The following is a 26,670-nucleotide window of genomic DNA, read 5'->3' as shown; positions in this document are numbered from 1 at the left end:
CAGTTTTCAGGTACGAAGTCAGATGCCCGTATTCGGCGCAGCGCCAGCTTCCGTGCTTCGCGCGGTGGACCGCGGGCGCCACGTTATCCATTACCAGGGCAGTTGATCGCCTTTGTAGTCGAGGTAGTGATGCCCGCCACGACCCAGCGCCAGGGTGACCTGCTCGACCATTCCGTCTGCACTGGTCTGAACATCCAGCGGCGCTTGGTCACCGCCCATGTCGGTCTTCACCCAACCGGGGTGCATGGACAATACGGTCAACCCGGTCTCGCCCAGCTCGGATACGAAAGTGCGGGTCATATGGTTGAGCGCAGCCTTGCTCGCGCCGTAGAGCGACATGCCCATGCCGGGGCCGGTCTCGACGCTGCCGAGGATGGAGCTCATGAACACAATGACGCCTCGCTCGGGATTGACCGCCGGTCGCAATTGTTCGGCCAGGCGCAGCGGAGCGACAGCATTGGTGAAGAACAGCTGACCCACTTCCGCCTCGGTGGCCTGGGTGGCCGGCTTGTCTTGCGGCCCGGCAACGCCAGCGTTGGCGAACAGCACATCCAGCTGCGTGCCCTCTAACCGCTTGGCCAGCGCATCGACGCTTGCCGCATCGTTCATGTCGAGTGTTTCCACGCTCACTCGTGGAATCTGGTTGAGCGCGTCGGCCTGTTGCGAGTTGCGAACCGTGGCAATGACCTGCCAGCCTTCGCTGGAAAATTGCTTGGCGAGGCCTAGACCCAGACCGCGGGAGGCGCCAATCACGAGTACGGTTTTTTGCATGAGAGATCCTTGTGGTGGAAGTGGGTTTCGAGCATAGCGCGGCGCAACGACATCAGCGCGTGCGGGGCGGCTGCGACATTCGACCGCTGCCTCTGTGTTGCAACGCGTGTCCCCACGATAGCTATGTTGATCTTTATTGGGCTCTCATGAGACCACTGCGTTGCCGGATTTGGCACCGCGAATCAACACCAGGGGGATCCAATGCCCGAACAGCAAATCCAATCGCACCGCTGGCATGCCTGCGAGGCTGACGAGACGTTGCGTGAGCTTGAATCTTCGGCTACCGGGCTGACCCGCCAAAGCGTAGAGGAACGGCTCTCTCGACACGGAGCGAACCGTCTCGACGAAGCCAAACCTGCAAGCGTGCTGCAACGGCTGATGCGTCATCTCAATAACGTGTTGCTGTATGTGCTGATTGCTGCCGCGGTGGTGACCGGTTTGATGGGGCACTGGGTCGATACCTTCGTGATCCTGGTCGTGGTGGTGCTCAACGTCGCCATCGGTTTCGTGCAGGAAGGCAAGGCGGAAAAAGCATTGCAGGCGATCCGCCACCTTCTGGCGCCCCATGCGGTGGTGCTTCGCGACGGACACCAGCAGGATATCGATGCGGCTGAACTGGTCCCCGGTGACGTGGTGCTGCTGGCGTCCGGCGACAGCCTGCCGGCAGACGTGCGGCTGCTGCAGGCGCGCAATCTGCGTATCGACGAGTCGGCGCTCACCGGTGAATCCGTCCCGGTGGACAAGCAAGTCGACACCGTGGCCGATGACGCGCCCATCGGCGATCGGCTCTGCATGGGCTACGCCGGTACGCTGGTAACCCAAGGTCAAGCGCGCGCCGTGGTCGTTGCCACCGGGGCGGCTACCGAGATCGGCCGCATTGGTCGCATGCTGGAGTCGGTCGAGCAGGGCACGACGCCGCTGCTGCGCAAGATGGAGCAATTCGGCCGCATCCTGACGATGGTGATCCTCGCGACCAGCGCCGTGCTGTTCCTGTTCGGCACGCCGGTACGCGGCATGGGCGCCGGCGAGATGTTCATTGCTGCGGTGGGGCTTGCGGTAGCGGCAATCCCGGAAGGGCTGCCGGCGATCATGACCATCACCCTGGCCATTGGCGTACAGCGGATGGCGACGCGAAACGCGGTGATTCGGCGACTGCCTGCGGTCGAAACGCTGGGTTCGGTGACGGTGATCTGCTCCGACAAGACCGGCACCCTCACACGCAACGAAATGACCGTGCAGGAGGTGATCTGCGCCGGCCAATCGCTGGAGGTCGAAGGTGCCGGCTATGCACCGCATGGCGCGCTGCTGGTCGATGCTGTGCCCATCGAGCCGGCTGCATTGCTGGCCCGATCGCCAGCGGTCAATGCACTGATGCATGCGGCAGCGTTGTGCAACGACGCCAGCCTGCACGAGAAGGATCAGGTGTGGACGCTGGCCGGCGATCCCACCGAGGGCGCACTGCTGACCCTTGCAATGAAAGCTGGGTTGTCACCGACCAATCTCCATGTCGATCATCCTCGGCTGGATGTGATTCCCTTCGAGTCAGAGCACCGCTTCATGGCGACGCTGCACGCTACCGATAGCGGCAGCGAGGTGCTGGTCAAGGGTGCGCCGGAGCGCATTCTGGGCATGTGCTCACACCAGCTTATGGCCGATGGCGAGGAGCTGTCGCTTGAACAGGCTCAGTGGCATGAGCAGGTCGAGGCGCAGGCGCAAGCCGGTCGCCGCGTTCTGGCGCTCGCTCGGCGCCAATTGCCCGCCGACAAGGACATGCTCGAGCACGCCGACGTCGCCAACGGACTCACCCTGCTCGGGCTGGTCGCCATCATCGACCCGCCGCGCGAGGAGGCGATCCGCGCAGTTGCGGAGTGTCGCGCTGCCGGAATTCGGGTGGTGATGATTACCGGTGACCACGGCGTCACCGCGAGTGCCATTGCCAGACAGCTCGGGATGGGGGATGACATCAAGGCGATCACCGGACCTGAGCTGGAACGGATGGACGAAACTGCGATGCGTCAGGCAGTCGCCGAAGCCCGGGTGTTTGCGCGCGCCAGCCCGGAGCACAAGCTGCGCCTGGTGCGGGCGCTACAGGCCAATGGCGAAGTGGTGGCCATGACCGGCGATGGCGTCAACGACGCGCCGGCGTTGAAGCAGGCCGATGTGGGTGTCGCCATGGGCATGAAGGGGACCGAGGCGGCCAAGCAGGCCGGTGCGATCGTGCTGGCGGACGATAACTTCGCCTCGATCGCGCATGCCGTGGAAGAAGGCCGCACCGTTTACGACAACTTGCGCAAGACGGTGACTTTCCTGCTGCCCATCAATGGCGGCGAGTCGTTGTCGTTGCTGCTGGCCGTATTGCTCGGCATCGCCTTGCCGATCACGCCGGTGCAGGTGCTGTGGGTGAACATGGTCAGCTCGGTGGCGCTGGCGATGGTTTTGGCGTTCGAACCCACCGAGGCGGATGTCATGCAGCGTCCGCCGCGCCGGCCGGACGAGCCGATGCTGTCGCGATTCGTTATCTGGCGGATCTTCTTCGTCTCGGCGCTGTTCCTGGCGGGCATTTTCGGCATGTTCGAGTGGATGCGCGCTCAAGGCGCTACGGTTGAGGCAGCGCGTACCGTGGCGGTCAACACGCTGGTCTGCATGGAAGTGTTCTACCTGTTCAGCGTGCGCTACCTGAAGGCGCCCTCGTTCACTGCGGAAGGCGTGAAGGGCACGCCGCGGGTGCTGATGGCAGTATTCGGCGTTTTCCTCCTGCAACTGATGTTTACCTATGCGCCGTTCATGCAGTCACTGTTCGCCTCCGAGGCGTTGTCGCTGACCACTGGCATGTTCGTGGTACTTGCCGGGGTGGCGGTGCTGGTCATTCTGGAGATCGAAAAGGCGCTGCTACGGCGTTTGGGCCTCGGCCTGTAGGGACGGCGTATTGCGCAGGGAGCGCATGGAAACGAATGGCCGCAGTAGGAAAGCGAGGCCTGGAAGGCCCGCTTTCCTGGCCGATCAGTGACCGGCTTTCCAAGGTTGCCCCAGCGACACCGGTGCATACAGGCGGGTGCGAATCGCGTCGCGTGAGAGCAGCACCAGCACGACGATGGTTGCCACATACGGCAGCATCGCCAGCAGGTTGCCGGGGATCGACAAGCCGATCCCTTGAGCCACCAGATGCAGGATGCTGGCAAGGCCGAACAGATAGGCGCCAAGCAGCACACGCCCTACACGCCAGCTGGCGAATACCACTAGCGCCAAGGCGATCCAGCCGCGCCCGGCAGTCATATTCTCGGCCCACATCGGGGTATAGGCGAGCGACAGATAACCACCTGCCAACCCGGCCATGGCGCCTCCGAACAGTACCGCCAACGCGCGAACCCGCAGGACCGGCAGGCCCATGGCGCTGGCCGCGTTGGGGTTCTCACCGACTGCTTGAATGATCAGGCCGACGCGGCTTTTCAACAGCACCCAGGCAACCAAGGCGAAAAGCGCGAAGGACAGGTAGACCAGCAGGTCCTGGGCGAACAGCATGCGACCGATCAACGGAATGTCGCTCAGGAAAGGAATGGCGATCGGTTCGAAACCGGCCAGCGGCTTGCCGACCCAGCCGGCACCGATGAATGAGGACAGGCCGACGCCAAAGATGGTCAGCGCCAGGCCGGTAGCTACCTGGTTGGCATTGAAGCCCAGCGCCACCAGCGCGAACAGCTGCGACAGCAGCATGCCGCCCAGGCAGGCGAACACCACGCCCAGCCAGAGGTTGCCAGTGGCGAAGGCGGCGATGAACCCGGCCACTGCGCCGAACAGCATCATGCCCTCCTGACCGAGGTTGAGGACGCCGGACTTTTCGCAGACCAGTTCGCCGAGTGCGACCAGCAGCAGCGGCGTGCCGGTCCGGATCATGGCGTAGAAGATGTTGGTGAGAAGGTCGATATCCATCAAATCAGCCCTCGAGCTGTAAGCGGCAAAGCAAAAGAGAAGTGGGGCATGAAGGTCATGTGGCTGGCTCCGGCTCGAGCGCCGATGTGTGCGGCTTGCGGCTCCAGCCTTTCAGGCGCGGCCGATAGAGAATCAACACGTCGCAGGCCAGCAGGAAGAACAGGACCATGCCCTGGAACAGCTGAGTGATCGACTGCGGCAGGTTGGCCGCCATCTGGGCGTTTTCGCCACCCAGATAGAGCAGTGCCATCAGCAGGCTCGCAAACAGAATCCCGATGGGATTGAGCCGACCGAGGAAGGCGACTGTGATGGCGGCATACCCGTAGCCAGGCGATACCTGGGGCACCAATTGACCGATCGGGCCGGTGACTTCCGCAACTCCGGCCAGTCCAGCCAATGCGCCGCTGATCAACAGGGCAATCCACACCAGGCGCTTTTCACGAAAGCCGACGAAGCCAGCGGCACGCTTGTCGAGGCCAAGTACCTTGATCTGAAACCCGAGAAAGCTCCTGTGCAGCAGTACCCATATCACCACCAATGCCAGCAGGGCGAAGTAGAAACCGGCATGCACGCGTAGATCTTCGAACAGCTGGGGCAGACGGGTGGCGTCGCCGAACATCGCCGACTCGGGGAAGTTGAAGCCTTCAGGATCTTTCAACGGCCCATGCACCGCGAACAGCAACAGGTTCAGCGCGATGTAGTTGAGCATGATGCTGGTGAGGATTTCGTTTGCATTGAACTGAGTACGCAGCCAGGCGCAGAGACCAGCCCAGGCGGCGCCACCGAGGGTGCCCGCCGCAAGCGTAAGGGGCAGCGCCCAGCGCGAGTCCCAATCGATGATGTTCACCGCCAGCGCACTGCCGGCCAACGCGCCGATAAGCAACTGACCCTCGGCACCGATATTCCAGATGCGCGCGTTGTACACCACGGCCAGGCCCAGGGCGCAGAGCAGGATCGGTAACGCCTTGACCAGAAGTTCGGAGACGCCGTAGAGGTCGCTGACCGGATCGATCAGCAGCACTCGCAACGTCTCCAGCGGCGGGTGACCCAGCGCGACGAACAACAGCGCGCCGCTGATCAGCGTCAGCAACGCGGCAAGTAGTGGCGACAGCCAGAGCATTGGTCGCGATTCATAGCCGCGTGGTTCTAGGGATAACAACATACGAAGGCTCTCAGGCAGCGGTGGGCGTGGGTTGATCGAACTGACCGGCCATCCAGCGACCCACGTCCGTGGGGCTGGTCTCGCGTGTGGCACGCAAAGCCGACAACCGGCCGTGGCTCAGGGCGGCGATGCGATCACTGATCTGGAACAGCTCTTCAAGGTCTTCGGATATCACCAGGATGGCTGCGCCGGCGTCTCGCAGCTCGATCAGTGCGCGGTGGATCGCGGCCGCGGCTCCGACATCGACGCCCCAAGTCGGATGCGCGGCGATCAGCAGCTTCGGTTGCTGGAGAATTTCGCGACCGAGAATGAATTTCTGCAGATTGCCGCCGGACAGGCTGCGAGCCGGGGTGTGGCTGCTTGGGGTCTTCACTGCGAATGTCTCGATGATGCGTCGCGCGAACGCCTCGACGCGGCTGTGCCGGATCAAGCCACCTCGCACCATTCCGTCCTGCTGGAAACCGGTGAGCAATGCATTGTCGGCCAGGCTCAGTTCAGGCACCGCACCATGGCCGAGCCGCTCGGCTGGAACGAAGGTCATGCCATGACGGCGTCGCGCATCGGGGCGCAAATGCGCCACCGGAGCGTCGAGAAAGCGGATGTGCTGACCCTGCTGTCGGCTCAGCCGCTGCTCGCCGCTCAGCAGGGCCAGCAGCTCGTCCTGACCGTTACCGGCGACACCGGCGATGCCCACGATCTCCCCGGCACAGACTTCCAACATCAAGTCCCGCAGCGAGACCCCGAACGGATCGGCGTTGTGCCAGGACAGCGACTCGACACGCAGGAACGGCGTGCCACCGCGGGCTTTCGGGTACTCGGCTTCAAGCCCCTCTGCATCACCTACCATCAGCCGCGCCAGGTCCAGATCGGTGCACTGCGCCGGTACGCAATCGCCGGAGACACGGCCGCCACGCAGCACCGTCGCGCTCTCACAGAGCGCGCGCACCTCGTTGAGCTTGTGGCTGATGAACAGAATGCTGCAGCCTTCGGCAGCAAGCCGGCGCAGTACGACGAACAGATCGTCGGCCTCTTGCGGCGTGAGGACCGACGTCGGCTCATCGAGAATCAAAAGCTTGATGTCCTGCATCAGGCAACGAACGATCTCCACCCGTTGGCGTTCGCCGATCGACAGGCTGTGCACCAGCCGCTGCGGCTCCAGCGGCATGCCGTAGCGCTGCGACACCTCGCGGATCTTCGGCTCCAGCTGTCTTGGCGTCCCCGCGCCGGTGCCCAGCGCCAAGGCAATGTTCTCGGCCACGCTCAAGGTTTCGAACAGCGAAAAGTGCTGGAACACCATGCCGATGCCGCGGTCGCGCGCCTGCGCCGGGTCGCGCATGATCACCGGCTGGCCTTCCCAGCAGATCCTGCCGGCGTCGGGTTGCGTCACGCCGTAGATGATCTTCATCAGCGTGCTTTTGCCTGCGCCGTTCTCGCCGAGCAGGGCGTGGATCTCGCCGGCCTGGATCGAAAGATCGATGCGGTCGTTGGCCAGGCAACCTGGGTACGCTTTGGTGATACCGGTCAGTTGCAGGCGTGCGGTCTGTGGTTCGGGCATGTCGGCGTCCGCTGAAATTCTCATGGCATGGCAGTAGCAAAAAGCTGGCCAGCCAGTCAGGAAATGCCGAGAAGAACGGGGTAGCGCAGATGCGCTGCTGGTCGCTGGTCAACCGAGCGCTGTGGGTGCTTCGCTTTGGTGCTTGCTTGTCGGATGGGTCCGGCATGTGCACCGTTGCAGGGCGTGGCAACTGATGCACGTGAAGCATGCCGCGCCGGCAGGCGCGGCATTTGCGTGCTACGGCGCAACTCGGTCGGGCACCTCGCGCAACGCCTGCGCCGCATCGATGGCTCGAGGAAAGCCCGCGGTGACGGTGGTCAGGTACACCACTTCCTTCAGTTCATCCCGTGTGACGCCAAGGCGCAGCGCGTAGCCGGCGTGAACTTTCATATAGGGCAGGTTGCCCTGTGCGGCGAAGGCTGCGACCACCGCCAGCTGACGAGTGCGATCATCCAGGCCGTCGCGCCCCCAAACATCGCCCAGCGCGTACTCGGTGATGCCGTCGGCAAGAAATGGATAGTCTTCCCGCAGCGCTTCGAGTACGGGCTGACCAGCACCGCCAGACAGATGATCCATGACCTCGACGCCGCGGGTGTGGCGCTCGTTGCCGACCGCTTCCAGCGAGGCAAATGTCAGCGAGCCGAGCAACCCCAGGCAGACCGCGCTCAATGCGTTACCAGTCAGTAGATTCATCGCGGCGTCCTCAGTAGGGGCTGGCGGTCGGACGAACCACCAGTTCGCTGACATCGACATCAGCCGGTTGCTCGACGGCGTAGGCGATGGCTCGAGCGATGGCCTCGGCAGGAATGGCAATCCGGCGGAAGTCATCCATGGCTGCCCGCGCGCCCTCATCGGAGATGCTTTCGGCCAGTTCCGATTCGGTGACGCCGGGTGACACCAGCGTGACGCGAATATCCCCGCCGACCTCCTGACGCAGCCCTTCGGAAATGGCGCGTACCGCGTACTTGGTGGCGCAGTAGACGGCGGCGGTAGGGCTGACCGCGTAAGCACCGATAGAGGCGATGTTGATGAACTGACCTGAGCGCTGGCGCTGCATCAGCGGAAGGCCGGCCGCGATGCCATGCAGCACGCCACGGATGTTCACGTCGATCATCCGGTCCCATTCGTCGACCTTCATGGCATCGAGCCGCGACAAGGGCATTACCCCGGCGTTGTTGATGATCACGTCGACCCGACCAAAGCGCTGCTCGGCGAAATCGACGAAGGCCTGGGTGTCCTCGCGGCAGGTGACATCCAACGCACGAAAGGCTGCGCTGCCACCGGTTTCGGTGATGCTGGCGGCAAGCTGCTCGAGCCGCTCCAGGCGGCGTGCGCCGAGTACGACCGTGGCGCCTTTGGCGGCCAGCAGCCGCGCCGTCGCTTCGCCGATACCACTGCTGGCGCCGGTGATGAGTACGATTTTTCCGTTGCTGTTCGACATGTGCAGCACCTCCGCTCGGTCATTCGAATCGACGCCCATGCGCCGTGATTTGAATGCTAGACAGAGTGTCGCAGCTGGCGTTATGTCGATCCTGCCGAGGGCTTGCCTGATTCTGGCCCTGTGCCGATCACCAGATACCGTCGTGCAATGCAGCCGCCTCCTCTTCCAGCAGAGGGCCGATCACTTCGACCTTGCGTTGGCCGGCTTCGAAGACCACGCGGCAGGGCAGATCCAGCGTCGGGTTTTCAGGATGGTTACCGGTAATGGCTTTCAGGCTGCGTTCGGAGAGGCCGTACACCACCCGCCCAAGGCCCACCCAGTAAGCGGCACCGGCGCACATGGCGCAGGGCTCGGCGGAGGTGTACATGGTGCAGCGGGAAAGGAATTCCGGCGTGTAGCGGGTCGAGGCACGGGTCATCAGTACCCGCTCGGCATGGCCTGTCATGTCGTGATCCGGCATGTAGGCGTTGCCCTGTTCGAGCAGGGTTTCGCCGTCGGGGCCCACCAAGATGGCGCCGAAGGGATGCGTGCCCTCGGCCAGGGCGCGACGGGCGACATCGAAACTTTTGCGTAGCAGGGCAGCGTCGTCTAAGGGCATGTCGAAATGTCCATGGAATAGTAAAGAGGCGGCGGGGTCAGCCTTCGTTCTTCGGCACGCTCCAGGTGAACAGCAGCCGCTGCACCAGGCCGACCAGTTGAAACAGCCCCAGGCTGATGATCACCAGCATCATCAAGGCGGCAAACGCTTGTGGGACCTGGAACATCGAGGTCGAGAAGTTGATGAAGTAACCGAGGCCCTTGTCCGCCGCGACGAATTCGGCGACCACCGCGCCGATCACGGCCAAGGTGATGGAGATGCGCAGTGCCGAGAAAAGGTGAGGGATGGCATAGGGCAGGCGGATGTTGCGGAACTCGCGTGCCCGGGATGCGCCCAGCGAGCGCGACAGTTCGATCAGCTCCGGCGGCGTCGCCAACAGGCCGGTTACCGTCGACACCACGATTGGGAAAAACGCGATGAGAAAGGTGATGAACACCCGTGGCAAGTCACCAGCGCCCATCACCACGACAATGATCGGCGCGACGGCGACAATCGGCGTGGACTGGACAATAACCAGCAGCGGGTAGAGGGTGCGAGACAACAGCCTGGACGAGGCGAGGGCGATGGCCAGCGGAATGCCGATCAGAATCGACAGGCCATAGCCGAGCAGGGTGACGCGCAGGGTCGCGAAAATGTGCTCGGCCCAGATCGTTGGGCCAAGTTTCCAGGTAGCGGTGAGGATTGCGCTGGGGGAGGGCAGCACGAAAGCGGGCAGGCTGAACGCCCAGCAGGCCGCTTCCCAGAGCAGTAACAGGCCGAGCAGCGCCAGCCCTGGGGCGAAGCGTTCGCCCATTGCGCGATTAAAGGCCATGGCGGCTGAATACCTTGCGACGGATGTGATTGGCGAGCTCGTTGAAGCGGGGCTCGGTAAGGGTGTCAAGGGACCGTGGCCGTGGCAGGTCGACGTCTATGATCTCGGTTATCCGCCCTGGGCGGGCCGACATCACCAGAATGCGGTCTGCCAGCAACAAGGCCTCGGGAATCGAGTGGGTGATGAACAAGACCGTCTTCGGTCGCTGGGTCCAGATGTTCAGCAGTTCCAGACTGAGCTCGTCGCGCGTCAGAGCATCGAGCGCCGAGAAAGGCTCGTCCATCAGCAGGATTTCGGGGTCGTGTAGCAGCGCACGAGCAATGCCTGCGCGCTGCTGCATGCCACCGGACAGCTCGTCCGGGCGCTTCCCTCCGAACTCCTTGAGGCCGACCAGCTCGAGCAATGCTTCGCCGCGCTCACGCTCTTGAGCGGTGACCCGGCCGTATTTGTGCTTCATCGGAAAGGTCAGGTTGTCGCGGATCGTCAACCAGGGCAGCAGGGTGGGCTTCTGGAACACGATGCCGACTTCGTCCCGCGGGCCATCGAGTTTCTTGCCGTAAATGCTCACCTGGCCGCTAGTGGGACGAATGAGGCCAGCGAGGATTCGCAGCAACGTCGACTTGCCGCAGCCCGAAGGGCCGATCACCGCGATGAACTCGTGGCGATCGATGGCGAAGCTGGTGTCGTCGAGGGCGACTACTTCGCTGCCGTCCGAGGAGGTGAACACCTGCCGAACCTGCTCGAAGGTGATGCTCGGCCGGGCAGCCGAGCGGGTTTCGGTCTGATTCATGCGATTACTCGACGAAGCCGTTGGCAATGACCTGAGCCGGGTCGAGGCTGTCGCTCGGCAGGTTCTGCGCGCGGGCGACCCATTGCCAGGTGGTCTCCAGGCGCTTGGCATCGAACTTGGCAGTGCCCTCGGCTTCACTGATTTCGTTCTGCATCAGCGGGACCGACGCCTCGAACTGCTCCACGGCCTGCTGCTCGTCGATCTCCGGGACCATTTTCTTGAGCGCAGCCGCGGCTGCAGCCGGGTCCGCAATAGCCATTTCTTGGGCCTGGCGGTAGGCCTTGATGAATTTCTTGGCGACCTCGGGGTTGTCCTTCAGGAAGCGCTCGGAGGCGATCAACGACAGGCCATAGCCGTCGAAGCCATAGTCCGACCACGGGATGACCTTGAGCTGTTTCCCGGCCTCCTGCATTGAACGGGCAAAACCGGGCGCGACGGTGACCCAGTTGATGGTCGCGTCAACCTTGCCGGTGGCCAGCATGGGCGCTAGCGCGCCGGGGTCCAGCTTGAGCAGCTTCACCCCATCGCGAGCGATGCCGTTGGCTTCCAGGACCAGCGGAAACACCACATTCGAAGCAGAAAAGGTTGGGGTGGCGACAGTCTTGCCGGCGATGTCCTTGAACTGATTGATGCCCGAGCCTTCGGCCGTGAAGAAGGCGTCTGGTTGTTTGTTGTAGATCGGCGCCACGGCGACCACCGGTACGGGCCCTTGCGCTCTTGCCTGCAGCACTGAGGCCAGCCCAGCGCTGCCAAAGTCAGCGCTGGCGGTTGCCAGTTTGGTGACCACGTCGCTGCCGCCGCGTGCACTGGCGATTTCCACTTCAATGTCCTGCTCGGCGAACAGGCCCTTGTCGACACCAAGATAGATCACCGCCTTGTCGCCAGCGGGTAGCCAGTCGTTCAACCAGCGCACGGTATCGGCCGCAAGCGCCGCTTGGGAGAACAGGGCCAGCAGTGAACTGGCGATCAGGGTTTTCTTGAACATGGGGCGTCGCTCCTTGATAGGCGTCACGAGAGGGTGTCGATCAGAAAACGGGGTTGGGATGACGTGAAAAGAACGGCAGCAAGCTGGCGAGCAATAACTCCGGGGCGGCCAGTTGCGGTGCATGGCCACAGTCGAGGGTGACCCGCTCTGCGCCCGGCACCAGCTCTTGCATCCAGCGCTGAACGGCCGGGACTACCGAGCGGTCCGTACCGCATTCGATATACAGGCGTGGCAGGCGACCAAAGCGCTCGGCTGTCCAGCGCGCCACGACTGCGCGCCCGCCGTCCGGCTGTGAGCCCAGCCGTTGCGCGGCGGCCAGTGCTTGGGGCAGCTGTACGTCATGGAAGAAGAGCGCACAGGCAATTTCGGCGGGAACGCGAGTGCCGAGCCCGTCGGCGCTGCGTTGCAGAAAGGGGCCCACTCCAGACACTTCTGGCGCTGTGCTGACCAGCTCTGCGCAGGCATCGGCAAAGGACAGGCCGCTGGGCAACATCATGCCGGCTACATAGGTGACGCCTGCGATGCGTTCGGCGCGCTTTTCGGCCACGGCTGTCGCCGTCATCCCGCCACCGGAGTGCGCCACCAACTGCACGGGCCCTTCCAGTTGATCGATCAGGGCACATACGTGCGCGGCGTAAATGTCGAGGCTTACCGCGGCTGCTGGCGTGTCATCGCTACCGTTTCCGGGCAGGTCCACGGCGTGAGGGCTGAAGCCGGCAACCCGCAGCCCGTCGAGCAAACGGTCCCAGACCCAGCTGCCGGCCCAAGCGCCGTGGATCAATACGACATGACGGTCAGGCATACGTCCTCCGGTACATCTCGCGGTAGTGTTCTTCCACCGTCACGCCGGGGTAACGCGGTGCTTCGCCGGCTTCGAGGCAGGTAGGGATGCAGCTCACCTGATGGTCAGGGTTGCCGCCGTAGAAAAAGGGCACGCTGTAGCGCTCGTGCCCGGATAGATTCACCACGCGATGCAGGGTCGAGCGGTAACGGTCGTTGGTCCAACGAGCGATCATGTCGCCAAGGTTGACGACGTATGTACCGGGCAGTGGCGGGGCGTCCATCCAGGCTTGAGCACGGTGATTCCAGACCTGGAGCCCGGGGTTGTCATCTTGCAGCAACAGCGTCAGGCCACCGAAGTCGGTGTGAGCACCACAACCCTTCTCGCCAGGCGCTGCCATTGCGGGCTGCGGTGGATAGTGCAGCAGGCGCAGGGTGGCCATGGCCTCATCACAGAAGCCGGCGAAGTAGTTCTCCGGCAACTCAAGCGATAACGCCAGGCCTGCCATCAGCCGCTCGGCGAGATCGGTCATGGCGGCGTGATAACGCTCCATGGCGGGGCGGAAACCGGGCAGCGACGCCGGCCACTGGTTCGGCCCGTGATTGAAGCGCCCGGCTTGCACGCGCGGATCGTCTGCCGGCAGGTCGCGGCCCAGGTAGAAGCCTTCCTTCAGGTCAGCCGGCGCGCCGGGCTCTAGGCACTGGCCTCGCAGCGCTTCATAGCCGCGGTTGGCTGGTGACGCGGCCTTGTCGAGTGCTCGCTTGGCCTCGTCAGGCCGGTCGAATAACTGGCGCGTCTGCTCGAACACGGCCGCTTGTAACCTCGCATCGATGCCATGCTTGTATATGTAGAAGAAGCCCCACTCACGGCAGGCCTGTCCGATCTGCCCGGCGACGGCATTGCGTTGCTGTGAATCGCTGCTGAGCAATCCGGTCAGGTCGATCAGCGGCAGGTAGCACGCTTGGGCTGGGTCTGAACTGAGTGGGTAGGCCATGACATGGCACCTGCAACGGAGGGGCGGGGGCCCGTTGTGGCGCAGTATCCGGTGCGTTAGCTGTACGCAAAAGAAGAGAATATCGAGCATCCCGATGCCGTTTCGGCATCGGTTGTGGCTGCCCATTTTGAGGGCGTGAAGCGCTCTAATACGGGGCTTACGACACCCTGCGCCGGCGTTGGGTTGGGTTGCTTGGCGTCATGTTTGGCGAGGCGCTGCGCCCCGGAATGGCGCACTCAGGGTGCCTTTCAATGAGGTTGAAATATTTCACATGCCAGGGCTGGCGCGTCGAATACAGAGCGCGCCGGCGATTGAAATCTGAGCGCGCAGAGAGATATGGCAAGGAGGGGGATAGGACGGTGCGGGTAGAAGTTGAACAGAGGGAATCAGGTGCACTCGGTCTCGGCGCGCTCGTATTGTTCGCGGCGGGTGATTTCCTCGCAGAGCGCGCGAACGAACGCGTCCACCGCCACCGGGAGGTAGCGCGAGCTGCGCACGTACACCCCGAGATCACTGAGCACCTGACCATTGTCGTTGAGTGGCAAGTGCACAAGAGTGCCGGTGGACAGTTCCGCTTCGATGCCGATGCGCGTCTGGAACGCGATGCCAGCGCCACGTTTGGCCATTTGCGCTGCAAGCTCCACCGAGCTGGTCTCCAGCGCCGCTTTCTGCGGCGAGCGGGTGCGCGCCAACACCGGGGCGAGCAAGTGATGAATCGAAAGGTCGCTTTTCGCCAGGATCAGGCGGTGTTCGGCACAGGTTGAGAAACTCACCTCGCGGCGTCCCGCCAACGGATGATTGGCAGGCACAATGGCACCGAGTCGAAAGTGGCCGACGCCCAACTGCTGCAAATCAGCGGTTCGCCGCAGCGCAAAGGCGATCCCGATATCGGCCTGACCGCTGGTAACCGCTTCTGGAATGGCTTGCGAGCCCAAGCTGGTCACCCCCACGGTGATGTGCGGATAGCGCGCAGTCATGCCTTCGAGCACCGAAGGCAGCAGATCGACCGTGACGCCCGAGACCGTTGCAATCTCCACATGGCCGGTGCGCAGCCCCTGCAACGCGTCCAGCTCGGAGCTGGCCCGCGCAGCGTCCTGCAAGACCACGAGCACGTGGCGAGCGAATACCTCACCTGCAGCGGTCAGACGCAGCCCGGCCGGCAGGCGCTCGAACAGCGGTGAACCTATTTCGGCCTCAAGTTTGAGGATCTGCCGGTTCACGGCAGAGGAGGCCACGTTGAGCCGACGCGCGGCTTCGCGGATCGACTGACAGCGTCGCACCATGTCGAAGTAATGAATCGCGGGGGAATGAATGCGCAGACGACGGGACATACAGATTGACGGCTCGGGGGGGGGCGGCGGAATGGCGCAGGGGTCAGCGCGGCGGCGTCAGGCCACAGCCTTTGAGAATCACCCTGATCAGCGTCTCGGTGCCACGTTCGAAATCGTCCTTGGTGATGCGGCGCTGGCCAGTGATGCGCCGTATCTGGTCAGAGAAGTCAGCATAGTGCTGCGTGCTGCTCCAGATCAGGAAGATCAGATGCATGGGGTCAATCGGGTCCATCTTGCCGGCATCGCTCCAGCCCTGCAGTACGGCGGCGCGACCGCGAAACCACTCGCGATAATCCTCGTTGAAGTGTGCGGACAGGCATTCGCAACCGCTGATGACTTCCATGGCAAAGATTTTCGAGGCCTGTGGCTGTTTGCGAGAGAACTCCATCTTGGTGCGGATGTAGTCCGCCAGCGCAACGGCTGGGTCGTCTTCCACCGTCAGGTGATCGAACGCGTTATCCCAGAGCTCGAGGATATGGCGCATCACTTCGACGTAGAGGCCGAGCTTGTTGGTGAAGTAGTAATGCAGGTTGGCCTTCGGCAGCCCGGCGCGAAGCGCAATTGCATTCATGCTGGTGCCCTTGTAGCCGTGGCGGGCGAATTCTTCGGCTGCGGCTGAAAGGATCAGCTCCTCGTTCTTCTGACGAATCCGTCCGGTGCGTTTACCGTCGGTGGGCGTCTGCGGCAGCAAAGCGTCGAAAGTAGTCATAAGGTCCTTTCCCTGTGTTGGCGGCATCAGGCCCGATGCGCTATCGAATGCTAGCCTACGCGGGCTACGGAGAAGGTGGCTACAGACCTTCGGACGGGTCGTGCACCCACGCCGAACTGACGCGGGGGTCGAGACAGCACAACGGCGGCACCGTTTGGGCGCCGCCGCTGGTGAACAAGACCGTTCAAGACGGCATGCCGCCCGTGGAACGAGCGGCTGTGCATATTAGAAATGCACTTTCACGATGGCGTTCCAGGCGCTCTGGTCGGTCGGGCCGACAAAGTTCTCGCTGACGAAGCCGCCATCTTTGATGCCGTACTTGTTCGACCAGTAGTCATATTCGATACCGACATAGAGCTGACCGGCCTTCTGGTACACGGCCTTGCCGAGGTCGTATTTAACCTGCGGGTTGATGTGCAGGTTCTTCGATTGGAAGTCATCTGAGCCTTCATTGCCGGCGTCATTGACGACCCAGTCGATATAGCCATCGATGAGAATGTCCGAGCTGCCGACGGGAATGGTGATGGCCCAAGTCGGGGTGATCTGCCACTGGCCGGAGGCCTTGTTACGAATGCCATCAGGCTTGCGGTAATAGGTGTTGATGGCCAGACGGTCGAAGCCTGGGACTGCCAGGTCGACGGCGGGGCCGAGCAGGTAGTTCTGCACTTCGTCCTCACCGCGCTCGTAGGTGAAGGCCACCAGCACATCCTTGATCGGCCCGTACGAGAAATCCATTCCGGTGGTCTTGCCGAGCGACAGACGCGGGCTGAACTCGCCGTAGTAGGTGCGTGCGGCCTCGCTGTCGTCCTGGCTTTCATTCCACTTGTAGTCGACGAATAGGAACACGTCGCCATAGGTCCAGCCACTGGCATGTTCAAAGGTCAGGGTGTGCTGGGTATCGGGGTCGACCTTGAAATCGTTCCCGTACAGATAGGTCAGGCTGTTGTTTTGCCAGAGCATCGGTGCGGCGATTGCCTGGCCAGCGAGCATCATGCTGCTTGCGAGTGCGGCAGTGGTCAGTATGGATTTCATGTAGCGCTCCTGTTTCGTTATGTGTGCTTTTTCTTGGCCGAACGGTCAGATGAATCTGACATAGCAAGTCTTGAGCCAAATGCTATGGGCTCACCGTAAGTTCGGCTTAGTTGTTATTTTTCAATCAGTTGTAGTTATCGGTTAGCCGCGATTCCGGCATCGTCCGCTCGCGGGGTATCTTCCTGCCCCAGAAAGAACCTGACCGAACGGACAATGCTTCATCTCGATGCAAGCCTTTAGCCATCCGCCCGGCTCGGGCGAGCTGGTATTCCTTAACGGGCTGCCATGTTGAACGTGTCGTTAGAAGACCATCTAGAAGTGCCGGGACGGTGGCGAGTTGCTGAACACAAAAAAGCCCCGCGGGTACGGGGCTTCACGTTTCGGGCGGTAATGATCAGATCACTTCGGCCCAGAGGTCATATTCGTCGGCGTTGGTCACGCGGACGCGGACCTTTTCGCCAGCCTGAAGTGGACGCTCGCTGTCGATGTAGACCATGCCGTCAATTTCAGGGGCGTCGGCCCATGAGCGACCGATGGCGCCGTCTTCGTCCACCTCGTCGATCAGCACGTCCAGTTCTTGTCCGATCTTGCGTTCCAGGCGCGCCGCGCTGATGGCTTGTTGATGTGCCATGAAACGGTCCCAGCGGTCCTGCTTGACGTCGTCCGGTACGGCTTCAAGGTCCATCGCTTCAGCGGGCGCGCCCTCGACCGGCGAGTACTGGAAGCAGCCAACACGGTCGAGCTGGGCTTCGGTCAGCCAGTCGAGCAAGTACTGGAAGTCCTCTTCGGTCTCGCCGGGAAAGCCCACGATGAAGGTGGAGCGGATGGTCAGCTCTGGGCAGATTTCACGCCACTTCTTGATCCGGGCCAGCGTCTTGTCTTCGAAGGCTGGGCGCTTCATCGCCTTGAGCACCTTCGGGCTGGCGTGCTGGAAGGGGATGTCCAGGTACGGCAGGATCTTGCCCGCAGCCATCAGCGGGATCACGTCGTCGACGTTCGGGTAGGGATATACGTAGTGCAGTCGCACCCACACGCCCATGCTCGACAGCGCCTGACACAGCTCGAGCATGCGCGTCTTGACCGGCTGGCCATTCCAGAAGTCGGTCTTGTACTTGACGTCGACACCATAGGCGCTGGTGTCCTGGGAGATCACCAGGATCTCCTTCACGCCGGCTTTGACCAGGCGCTCGGCCTCGCTGAGCACGTCGCCCACCGGACGGCTGACCAGCTTGCCGCGCATGGAGGGGATGATGCAGAAGCTGCAGGTGTGGTTGCAGCCTTCAGAAATCTTCAAATAGGCATAGTGACGCGGGGTCAGCTTGATGCCCTGCGGCGGCACCAGATCGACGAAGGGATCGTGATCGATGTTCGGCGGCACCACTTGGTGTACGGCGTTAATCACCTGCTCGTACTGCTGTGGGCCGGTTACGGCCAGAACGCTGGGGTGCACGCTACGGATATTGTCTTCAGCAACGCCCATGCAGCCGGTGACGATCACCTTGCCGTTCTCGGCGATGGCTTCACCGATGGCATCCAGCGACTCGGCCTTGGCGCTGTCAATGAAGCCGCAGGTGTTGACCACCACCACGTCGGCGTCCTCGTAGGACGGCACGATCTGGTAACCCTCCATGCGCAGCTGGGTGAGGATGCGTTCAGAGTCGACCGTTGCCTTGGGGCAACCCAGGCTGACGAACCCGACTGTTGGCGTTTTGCTCATCGACTTTGAACCTCGAAAACCGCGCATGAAAAAGGCGCGCGAGTATATAGAGCTGGGCATTTTTTAGCCATGTCTGCCGTCGCCCGGCCAAGGCATCAATGCCATCAGGGGCGAGCCGAGGATCAGGCGTCCGGTTTGGAACCTTCCCGCGAGTACTGATCGGGCTCAGCGATTTCCGAGCGATTCCGGCCGTTTTGCTTGGCACGGTACAGCGCGGCATCGGCCAGCTTCAGGACGCGTTCGATGTCGCTGGCGTGCATGGGCCAGACTGCGATTCCCAGCGAAACGGTAATGTTGCCGACCACGGGGATCTGCTCCAGCTCGACGCTGGTGCGCAGACGCTCGGCTACCAGCAACGCCGAATCGAGGGTGGTATTGGGCAGCAACATCAAGAACTCCTCGCCGCCGCTGCGACAGAGAACGTCAGCGTCCCGTGAGCAGGTCGTCATCAGCCCAGCCATCTGGCGGATGACGGTATCGCCCACGTCATGGCCGTGGGTGTCGTTGATGCGCTTGAAATGGTCGATATCCAGCGCTATGACCGCAAATGACCGGCCCTCGCTGGCGAGCATCTCGAGGGCCAGTGTGAGGCCGCGACGGTTGTGCAGCCCTGTCAGCGGATCGGTTTGAGCGTCCAGGTTGAGCTTGCCGATGCGCTGATGCAGCAGGCTGATGCCCAATTGCATGGCGCGCTTGAGTTGCGCCGCTTCGAAATACCAGGAGCGGATACGCTGAATGCGCTCAGCGCTGTTGGGAGCATCCATTTCGCTGGCGCGCTGGGCCAGCTGAGAAAGCGGTCGCGTTATCAACGTCGCCAGTCCCCAGATGCAAAGCAGCGTCAGCAGGGCGAGCGGTGCCGTCTCACGGATGACTTTGAGCATCAGATGATCGAGCGGCTGCAGCGTGTCGGCGGTTGGTCGCTGGGCCACGATGCCCCAGCCTGCTGCCGGGGAGGCCGCATAGCCAGCCAGCATATCCGCGCCTTGACTGTTGATCACTCGAAGGCTGCCGGACTCCCCTTGCAGCACCCTGTCGATGACTTCGTTCTCGCCCACTACTGTACCCAGGCGTTTCGGCTGAGGGTGATAGAGGAGCCTTCGCGACTGGTCGACGGCATAAAGGTAAGAGCCGTCCTGATAGAAGTGCTCGCCCAACATGCTATGGAGGATGTTGCGCTCGCGCAGAGAAATCACCCCGCCTATATAGCCGAGGTAGGTACCGTCACTGGCGACGATAGGATGCGAAATAAGGATTACCAACGTACCTAGTGCCGACGTGTACGGGCTGCTGATCAGCGGCTCGCGCTTAGCCAAGGCTCGGAGAGCACCCGGTGAGTTCAGCTTTTGCCCAACCAATAGGCCGGTATTCGGAGCGGTCGCCAGCACTTCGCCTTGGGCGCTGGTAACAACGACGGCATTGAAGCTGTCTGTCTGCTGCCGAAGCCGTCTGGCTTCCTCGTTCAGTACACCGTTGTCAGGAAACTGGGCAGCGATATTCTCAGCGCTGACGGCCAATTGCTGCTGGGCCGAGTGAAAGAACAATTCTGTCCCGTCTGCCAGTTTTGCCGCATAAGCGCGGTTGGCAGCCAGCGTGCTGCCGATCAGCGAGTCACGCTGGACCTTATAGCTGGCGTAGAAGCCGATACCGAGCGTGATCAAGCCACTCAGCATTGCCAACAGGATGATCAGTCGGCGCAAGTCCAAGCGAGGTAGGCGAGCGGTTTGCATAATTCCGGTTGTAATCAGTCTCGGTAACGGTGCGATGTAGAGATTTTGTTTGCCTCCAGCAACGACTGCAATCAGTCGACATAGGGCTGGCTGCTCCTGGCTCAGGGGGTAACTCGCGAGACCCTAACACGGTCATCGAGCAGGCAAACAAGATTATTGACTGCGTCCCCCTCGCTATCATGGGTAAAACATGAACAACCGAGCGCGGCAGGTGACCAATGTGCACCGGCGAGTAATTAGGTCCGGGGTCCCTTTGCTACCATGCGCTCATTGATCGAAACGGAAAGCTGCTGTGACCGACAACTCTACCTATTCGCCAACCGCGCCGACTCATGTTCCGACCGGCGTGCCAGGGTTGGACGCTGTCCTCAAAGGTGGGCTGCTACCCCGAGCGGTCTATATCGTTCAAGGTGGGCCTGGCGAGGGAAAGACCATTCTTGCCAACCAGATCTGTTACAGCTGGGCGGCTCGTGGCGAGCGCTCGCTATATGTAACCTTGCTGGCTGAAACCCACCACCGTCTGCTTCGTCATTTGCAGAACATGCGATTCATGGACAACCAATTCGCCGGAACTTCGGTGGTCTATGAAAGTGCTTTCGACATTCTGCGTACCGACGGATTGGAAGGCATCCTTCGCTACCTCACGCGCAACGGCAAGCGCCAGCAGGCTTCGCTGATCGTGATTGACGGCCTGTTCGCGCTGGAAGAAAACGCCGCCTCGGAGCGAGCGTTCCGTGAGTTCATCAACGACTTGTCGATCTACGCTGACGTGGTTGGGTGCACCATTCTGTTGCTGACCAACAGCAAGCGCGACTCCGGTAGCCCTGAGTTCACTATGGTTGATGGTTGGTTGCACCTGGGGAGCGACGAGGACCAGTTCCGCACCTACCGCTATCTACAGGTGCGCAAGTTCCGCGGCAGCGACTTCATCTCCGGTCGGCACATGACCTCGATCACCAGCGACGGTTTTCGCGTGTTTCCGCGGCTCGAGGCGGTCACTGGCGATCTACAGTCGGCAAACATGCGCGACGAGCGCTTGAGCACGGGCGTCGCCGGGCTCGACGACATCATTCAGGGCGGCATTCCTTTTTCCTCGACGACCTTGCTGGTAGGCCCGACAGGGGTAGGCAAGACCACCTTGGGACTGAGCTTCATCTGCGAGAGCAGCGAAGCCGAGCCTGGGCTCATTTTCGGCTTCTACGAGGACGCCCACAGACTGCGACGTCGTGCGAAAGCGCTTGGGCTTGAGCTGGGCGCGATGATCGACAGCGGCGTGGTGGAGGTGGTCCATCACTCCCCGACGGAGCTGTTACAGGATCAGCTCGCTGAAGAAATTATCGAGGAGGTCCGCCGCCGGGGCGTCAAACGGCTGTTCATCGACGGCATCGACGCGTTCAAGCAGGCGGCGGTGAACGAGCAGCGGCTGGGCCGTTTTGTCAGCACTCTTACCGCTATCCTGCGTTGCGAGGGCGTGACTACGGTATTTAGCGCCGAGCTGGCCGAGATCGTCGGTGGCGAACATGGGCTGCAGTTCGCGGCGGTCTCGGCGATAGCGGAGAACATCATTCTGCTGCGGTACGCGGAACTCGAGTCGAGGCTCTACCGTACTCTAGCCATTTTGAAGATGCGTGAAAGCGGCTTCGATCCCTATGTATATGAGTTCTATCTGGGCGAGGGAGGGTTCAAGCTCGGAGGGAGGATGGAGCGTACCGAGGGGGTCGTGACGGGGCAGCCCCACCGTCAGACCCTAACGGGAGGGCGGGATGCGTGACGAGCAGCCGCAAGAGCTCGACCCGCTCGTGTTGCTGGTCGAGGACGAACTCGGCCTCAGCAAGCTGATGGTGATGATTCTCGAGGACGAGGGCTACCGAGTCGTCGAAGCGGCAAATGGCGCGCAGGGCTTGGCCAAGCTTGAGCAGGAAAAGCCGGCGCTGATCATCACTGACTATATGATGCCTGAGCTCAATGGCTACGAGATGGTTTGCACGATACGCAAGAACCCGGCGTTCGACGACGTGCCGATTCTGATGATGAGTGCTGCCTTGCCTCAGCAGTTGCCGGTCGACGATCTGGTCGATCATTTTCTGCCCAAGGGCACCGGGCTTGAGAAGCTGGTGACCACCATTCGCCATCTCATCGAGACTGGCGGCAAGCCTTTAGAGCCGGCTCCCTAATGGCCGGCCGGCTGCTGCGCTCAGGGCGCCGGGGTTAGGCCCGCACCGCTGATACCTGGGCGATTGCTTGGCAGGAAGCGCTTTAGGCGCAACGCTGGCGACTCGATCAGATGCCAGGACAACGCAGCCATGGCGATGCTCGCTGCCAGGCTGATCGCCATGAACATTGGCAGCGAAAGCTTCGGGTCCAGCCAATGAACCAACAGCTGCTGTACTGGGAAACTGAAAATGTAGATGCCATACGAAAAGTCACCGTATCGGCCGAAGCGTGACAGTCGCGGAATTCTCAGGTGCGCCAGGTAAATGGTCAGGTAGGGCAATGTCAGCACATGAACAAGGAACCACCACTCGGTCCTCGCGCTGATCAGCGAAAGCGTAAGCAGCACGACCGCGATCTTCCAGTTCCAGGGCAGGATCTTGCGATACAGATAGAGCGCTGATCCGAGAAAGAAAAACATGCCCAGGCGAGTCATCTTGCGCAGCATGTCGCTCTCCAGTCCAAGGTTAGGCGCCAAGTGGAAATGGATGAACATAAGCGCGATTGGCACTGCCAGTACGGCGATTCGTCCGAACAGTTTGAGCAGCCCCAGCAACAACAACATCGTGTACATCAGCACTTCATAAGGCAGCGTCCAGACTGATCCATTGACCGTCTCGGGGAACGGGTTTTCGGTGAATACGCCAGGCAGGTGGAACTGGGTGAACAGCGCCACATTCGTGAGATAGCGGACGGTCTGGCTATTGAGCAGGTACTCGCTCAGCGACAGTTCGGTGGCCAGCGGGCCGACAATGAAAGCCGTGAACAGCGTCGATACCGCTAGCGCCGGAAATATTCGCAGCGCTCGTTTGCCGGCGAAGTCCAGGCTGCTGCGGCTGTGAATCCAAGATGCGGCAATCAGAAAACCGCTCATGACGAAGAATAGATTCACCGCTATGTCGGCCGTATCCATCGAACCGGTGAACAGCCGCACCGGTTCGACAGCGCCCAGTCCGGACAGCCAGTAACAATGGCCAAGCACCACTGCGGACGCAGCGAAGAAGCGTAGAAAGTCAAAGTTGTTTTCGTCGCGTTGCACCGATGCGATATCCACACGCGTCTCCTAATCAAGTCCAACACTCGGGTGGCCCGAGTCAACGCAATGGGAAGGTCTTGTTCATGCCCAATGCACCGCTCTCGCCGTCATGGATGGCCTGCTCGAGAAGCGCCAGGCGCTCCCGGCTGTTACGCAAGCGGGCAAAGAGGCGCAACAGGGTGAGAAAGACCGCTCGGTTGAGCCAGTGAAGCCGGGGCGAAGCGGCCCAGACGTTTTTGTCGAACCATGCTTGGTTGCGCGCGGTGTAGTAGGCGCGGAAATCGGAATCACCAAGCAGGAAGGTTTCGTAGATGTTGCTGGTGCGCTCCTTGATGTTCCAGGACTGCTCCAGCTCCTCGATTACGGCTTCGGTAAAGAGATACAGTCGTCCACCGCTGGCCGTAATGCGCCGGGTGTATTCGGTATCGTCAACGTAGAGGACCAGTTCCTTGAGCGGCAGACCTATCCGTTCATACAGGCTTCGATGGGCGAGCATGCCCCCGTAGGGGGCGAATGGCAGGCTGATGCTCGTGGGTGGCCTATTGGGCCCCTTGCCCCAGGGCAGCCGACGCCAGAGTTTGTAAGGCAGCTGGGCGATATGAAAACCGAAGTAGCTGGAGCGCGGTTGGCGGATGTACCGCGGGGGCACGCCTTGCGCAACGTCGGCTTGTTGCGTTGCCCGATAGCCCAGCACCGCGACCCGATCCCTGCCGAGCAGGCCAGTGAGGCGCGTAAGCTCGCGGTGCAGAATCGATACCGCGGCCGCCGTGGGCGCGTTGTCGTCGTCCATCATCCAGATGTAATCGGCATCCGCAGCCAAGGCGGCCTGGAGGCCCACCGCGTAGCCATTGGCCGAACCGGTGTTCTCTGTCAGCTCGATCAGGCGGACCTGGTCCGGCCAGCGTTCCGTCAACTGATCGAGTGGTGCCAGCGCCGCGTTGCTTACCACCACCACGTCGCTGATGGCGGTAAAGCTCAGGGCCCGTTCGATCAATTGCTGGAGATAGGGCAGCCGGTCGCCGTAGGTCACGGTAACCACAGTGGTTTTCGAAGTCATGGTTGTCTCGGCGTGAATCCTGAGGATGCCCGCTACCTTGATAGCGTGGCTCATCTGGCAAGGCCCTTGCGGCGATGCGGTGGGAGCGATAGCGGGAACTCGTTGAGCGTGGTCTACAGCTGAATCAAACGATCTTGTCGGGTGCGTTGCTGATTGCTAGATACGTTCCATTGGCCGATCGATCGGCGGAAGAAGGGCTATCGTCCTCTGCGGTAAAGAACGCGTGGAAGACACTGATCAATGGGTTATTACCGGGCATGCCGGCGATTGCCGGAGCCTGGAATATTTCCGTATAGGAATACCCGTCTGCATACACCAGCGTTTGCTTGGTTTGGTCTGCACTGTCCATGGCGTCTCCAAATAGGTCGCGGGTTAAAACGAGTAACGAGTGCTTTCGCCTGAGCGGATGTACGGGCTGCCGGAAAGCGGCTTCGCCAAGCGAATTGGGGCAGGAGATGGTGTGTCGGCGTGGTTGACCACGATGCATGGGCTAACGCTCTGGCGTGACCCGAGGTTGTAGATATTTTTTCCAGCCGCACAGTGGGACGTGCCCTGCGCAGCACTCTCATACTCGTGTAGGTGCTGCTCATCGTATGCTGAGCCGGTTTTGTGGCTGGCGTTTGTTGTCCCGCTGATCAGCAGCGCGAGGCTTAATGCCGAAAGGGTCTGAATGCGGTGTGTTGCGGTGGTTGTGTTCATCCTTGAAGCCTCGCAATGGGGAATGAGGGCTCGGTCAGGCGTGCTTCATCGGTACAGCCGTCGGGTAAACCTGAGCCACGCTCAGAGGGGTTACCGTTGGTCGATGCAACAGCGCGTCCTGCCCTTGAAGCAACGAAACCTCTCGAACCCTAGTATCAACGAACGCCTTAATCTCCTGCCTGAATCGTTCGGTTGAAAATCGCTCTGCGCTTGTGCGGCAAGTCTCAGGCAGAATCAGATGCGCTTGCGCCTCGAATTGCCCCACAGCGGCTATCAGTGACTCCGGCATCTGTTCGGTATAGAACACGCCCGTCGGCTCGGGGTGGTCGATTCCTCGTACGGTTTCCAGTACACCCCCTCTGCCATAGGCGATAACGGGCGTGCCGCATGCCTGGGCTTCGATGGGTGCTATGCCGAAGTCTTCTTCCGCTGCAAAGACGAAGGCGCGGGCGCGCTGCATGTGGTGCAGCAGCACCGCGAAGCTCTGATACCCCATCAGCGTTACGTTCGACGTGGCGAGCTCCTTGGCCTTTTCCATCTCAGGTCCGCTGCCGATCACGACCAGCTTCTTGTCCGGCATCCGCGAAAACGCCTCGACGATCATCGGGATGCGCTTGTAAGGCACCATTCGCGAGGCGGTCAGGTAGTAATCCTCCTTCTCCGCGTGGAGCGTGAACTGGCGCGTGTCGACCGGCGGGTAGATCACCGTGGATTCGCGTCGGTAGCTCTTGTTGATTCGCCGGCCGATGAAGTGCGAGTTGGCGACGAAGTCATCCACGCCGCTGGCGGTGCGCTGATCCCACATGCGCATGTAGTGCAGGAGCATGCGTGCCAGCTTGGCCTTGAAACCATGGTCCAGGCTCGCTTCGTGCAGGTATTGATGTTGCAGATCCCAGGCATAACGGATCGGCGAGTGCACATAGCTGATATGCAGTTGGTTGGGGCCGGTCAATACGCCCTTGGCGACGGCGTGACTGCTGGAAATCACCAGGTCATAACCCGACATGTCCAGCTGCTCGATGGCCAGTGGCATCAACGGCAGATACTTCTGGTAGTGCGTCTTCGCCTTCGGCAGTTGCTGAATGAAGGTCGTGGTGGCGCGCTTGCCGCCGAGGTTGGCGCGGTCCTCGTCAGAGAGGAAGTCGATCACGGAATACAGGTCGGCTTCCGGCCAGACGTCCAGCAGTCCGGAAAGCACCCTCTCAGCACCGGCGTAGGTCACTAGCCAGTCATGAATTATGGCGATTTTCATTGCGATGGCCTTTTTGTAGGTTGGGGAGTGGCGGCCGTCACCTCAGTTGCCGTGACGGGAATCGCAGCCGATGCCGTTACTGCT

At 61.6% G+C, this 26,670-nt stretch carries 24 protein-coding genes; 3 read left to right on the top strand and 21 right to left on the bottom strand.

All coding sequences use genetic code 11. The annotated features are described in order from the left end of the window. Positions 1-90 precede the first annotated feature (90 nt). The gene (locus RT21_RS17880; protein WP_046163799.1) at positions 91-771 is read right to left on the bottom strand and encodes an SDR family oxidoreductase; all 681 of its coding nucleotides are present in this window, start codon (positions 769-771) and stop codon (positions 91-93) included. A gap of 201 nt (positions 772-972) precedes the next feature. On the opposite strand from RT21_RS17880, the gene RT21_RS17875 reads away from it, so the two are divergent. Beyond that, positions 973-3,687, top strand: coding sequence for a cation-transporting P-type ATPase (locus RT21_RS17875; RefSeq protein ID WP_046163798.1), 2,715 nt, complete (start codon positions 973-975; stop codon positions 3,685-3,687). Positions 3,688-3,771: 84 nt separating this feature from the next. Here RT21_RS17875 and RT21_RS17870 read toward each other — a convergent pair whose 3' ends face one another. From RT21_RS17870 to RT21_RS17795, 16 genes are all read right to left on the bottom strand, one after another. Then, positions 3,772-4,698 (bottom strand): ABC transporter permease, encoded by a 927-nt coding sequence (locus RT21_RS17870; RefSeq protein ID WP_045428370.1) that lies wholly within the window; start codon positions 4,696-4,698, stop codon positions 3,772-3,774. Between the two features lie 55 nt (positions 4,699-4,753). Then, positions 4,754-5,860, bottom strand: a complete 1,107-nt coding sequence (locus tag RT21_RS17865) for an ABC transporter permease (RefSeq protein ID WP_046163797.1) — start codon at positions 5,858-5,860, stop codon at positions 4,754-4,756. A 10-nt stretch (positions 5,861-5,870) separates the two neighbouring features. Further along, on the bottom strand, positions 5,871-7,415 hold the full coding sequence (locus tag RT21_RS17860) for an ABC transporter ATP-binding protein (RefSeq protein WP_046163796.1): 1,545 nt from the start codon (positions 7,413-7,415) through the stop codon (positions 5,871-5,873). Positions 7,416-7,652: 237 nt separating this feature from the next. Continuing rightward, positions 7,653-8,108: a carboxymuconolactone decarboxylase family protein gene (locus RT21_RS17855; protein WP_046163795.1), complete on the bottom strand. Its 456-nt coding sequence runs from the start codon at positions 8,106-8,108 to the stop codon at positions 7,653-7,655. Between the two features lie 10 nt (positions 8,109-8,118). After that, positions 8,119-8,856, bottom strand: a complete 738-nt coding sequence (locus tag RT21_RS17850; protein WP_046163841.1) for an SDR family oxidoreductase — start codon at positions 8,854-8,856, stop codon at positions 8,119-8,121. 127 nt (positions 8,857-8,983) lie between these two features. Beyond that, positions 8,984-9,454 carry a nucleoside deaminase gene (locus RT21_RS17845; RefSeq protein ID WP_046163794.1) on the bottom strand — a complete coding sequence of 157 codons (471 nt, stop codon included), beginning with the start codon at positions 9,452-9,454 and terminating at the stop codon, positions 8,984-8,986. Positions 9,455-9,491: 37 nt separating this feature from the next. Next, the gene (locus RT21_RS17840; protein ID WP_046163793.1) at positions 9,492-10,265 is read right to left on the bottom strand and encodes an ABC transporter permease; all 774 of its coding nucleotides are present in this window, start codon (positions 10,263-10,265) and stop codon (positions 9,492-9,494) included. Next, complete coding sequence (locus tag RT21_RS17835; RefSeq protein ID WP_046163792.1) at positions 10,255-11,055, bottom strand: ABC transporter ATP-binding protein; 801 nt, start codon at positions 11,053-11,055, stop codon at positions 10,255-10,257. The genes RT21_RS17840 and RT21_RS17835 overlap by 11 nt, the downstream gene beginning before the upstream one ends. A 4-nt stretch (positions 11,056-11,059) precedes the next feature. Next, entirely contained in the window at positions 11,060-12,040 is a 981-nt protein-coding gene (locus RT21_RS17830; protein ID WP_046163791.1) for an ABC transporter substrate-binding protein, read from the bottom strand. Positions 12,041-12,080: 40 nt separating this feature from the next. Then, positions 12,081-12,842 (bottom strand): alpha/beta fold hydrolase, encoded by a 762-nt coding sequence (locus tag RT21_RS17825; protein WP_046163790.1) that lies wholly within the window; start codon positions 12,840-12,842, stop codon positions 12,081-12,083. After that, positions 12,835-13,815, bottom strand: coding sequence for an isopenicillin N synthase family dioxygenase (locus tag RT21_RS17820; RefSeq protein ID WP_046163789.1), 981 nt, complete (start codon positions 13,813-13,815; stop codon positions 12,835-12,837). The genes RT21_RS17825 and RT21_RS17820 overlap by 8 nt, the downstream gene beginning before the upstream one ends. Before the next feature lie 386 nt (positions 13,816-14,201). Then, on the bottom strand, positions 14,202-15,146 hold the full coding sequence (locus RT21_RS17815) for a LysR family transcriptional regulator (RefSeq protein ID WP_045428348.1): 945 nt from the start codon (positions 15,144-15,146) through the stop codon (positions 14,202-14,204). Between the two features lie 43 nt (positions 15,147-15,189). Beyond that, the gene (locus RT21_RS17810) at positions 15,190-15,855 is read right to left on the bottom strand and encodes a TetR/AcrR family transcriptional regulator (protein WP_046163788.1); all 666 of its coding nucleotides are present in this window, start codon (positions 15,853-15,855) and stop codon (positions 15,190-15,192) included. A 225-nt stretch (positions 15,856-16,080) separates the two neighbouring features. After that, the gene (locus tag RT21_RS17805) at positions 16,081-16,887 is read right to left on the bottom strand and encodes an outer membrane protein OmpK (protein ID WP_046163787.1); all 807 of its coding nucleotides are present in this window, start codon (positions 16,885-16,887) and stop codon (positions 16,081-16,083) included. 394 nt (positions 16,888-17,281) lie between these two features. Beyond that, positions 17,282-18,604, bottom strand: coding sequence for a 30S ribosomal protein S12 methylthiotransferase RimO (gene rimO, locus RT21_RS17800; RefSeq protein WP_045428339.1), 1,323 nt, complete (start codon positions 18,602-18,604; stop codon positions 17,282-17,284). Positions 18,605-18,726: 122 nt separating this feature from the next. Further along, a complete protein-coding gene (locus tag RT21_RS17795; RefSeq protein ID WP_046163786.1) occupies positions 18,727-20,331 on the bottom strand; it encodes a sensor domain-containing diguanylate cyclase in 1,605 nt (534 codons plus the stop codon). Positions 20,332-20,623: 292 nt separating this feature from the next. Between RT21_RS17795 and RT21_RS17790 the strand changes: the two genes are divergently transcribed. Together RT21_RS17790 and RT21_RS17785 are read left to right on the top strand one after the other, a co-directional pair. Then, complete coding sequence (locus tag RT21_RS17790) at positions 20,624-22,102, top strand: ATPase domain-containing protein (RefSeq protein WP_045428334.1); 1,479 nt, start codon at positions 20,624-20,626, stop codon at positions 22,100-22,102. Continuing rightward, positions 22,095-22,505, top strand: coding sequence for a response regulator (locus tag RT21_RS17785; protein ID WP_045428331.1), 411 nt, complete (start codon positions 22,095-22,097; stop codon positions 22,503-22,505). Before RT21_RS17790 ends, RT21_RS17785 begins: the two co-directional genes overlap by 8 nt. A 20-nt stretch (positions 22,506-22,525) precedes the next feature. Here RT21_RS17785 and RT21_RS17780 read toward each other — a convergent pair whose 3' ends face one another. The 4 genes from RT21_RS17780 to RT21_RS17765 form a co-directional block, all read right to left on the bottom strand. Next, positions 22,526-23,596 (bottom strand): acyltransferase family protein, encoded by a 1,071-nt coding sequence (locus RT21_RS17780; RefSeq protein ID WP_046163785.1) that lies wholly within the window; start codon positions 23,594-23,596, stop codon positions 22,526-22,528. A gap of 40 nt (positions 23,597-23,636) precedes the next feature. After that, the gene (locus RT21_RS17775; protein ID WP_046163784.1) at positions 23,637-24,635 is read right to left on the bottom strand and encodes a glycosyltransferase; all 999 of its coding nucleotides are present in this window, start codon (positions 24,633-24,635) and stop codon (positions 23,637-23,639) included. A gap of 124 nt (positions 24,636-24,759) precedes the next feature. Next, entirely contained in the window at positions 24,760-24,984 is a 225-nt protein-coding gene (locus tag RT21_RS17770) for a hypothetical protein (protein WP_045428323.1), read from the bottom strand. A gap of 384 nt (positions 24,985-25,368) precedes the next feature. Further along, entirely contained in the window at positions 25,369-26,586 is a 1,218-nt protein-coding gene (locus RT21_RS17765; RefSeq protein WP_046163783.1) for a glycosyltransferase family 4 protein, read from the bottom strand. Between the last annotated feature and the right edge of the window lie 84 nt (positions 26,587-26,670).

This window comes from Pseudomonas sp. 10B238, from assembly GCF_000970615.1.
Taxonomy (GTDB): domain Bacteria; phylum Pseudomonadota; class Gammaproteobacteria; order Pseudomonadales; family Pseudomonadaceae; genus Stutzerimonas.
Note: the sequence above shows the minus strand (reverse complement) of the source record. Positions and strands in the feature narration are given on the sequence as shown.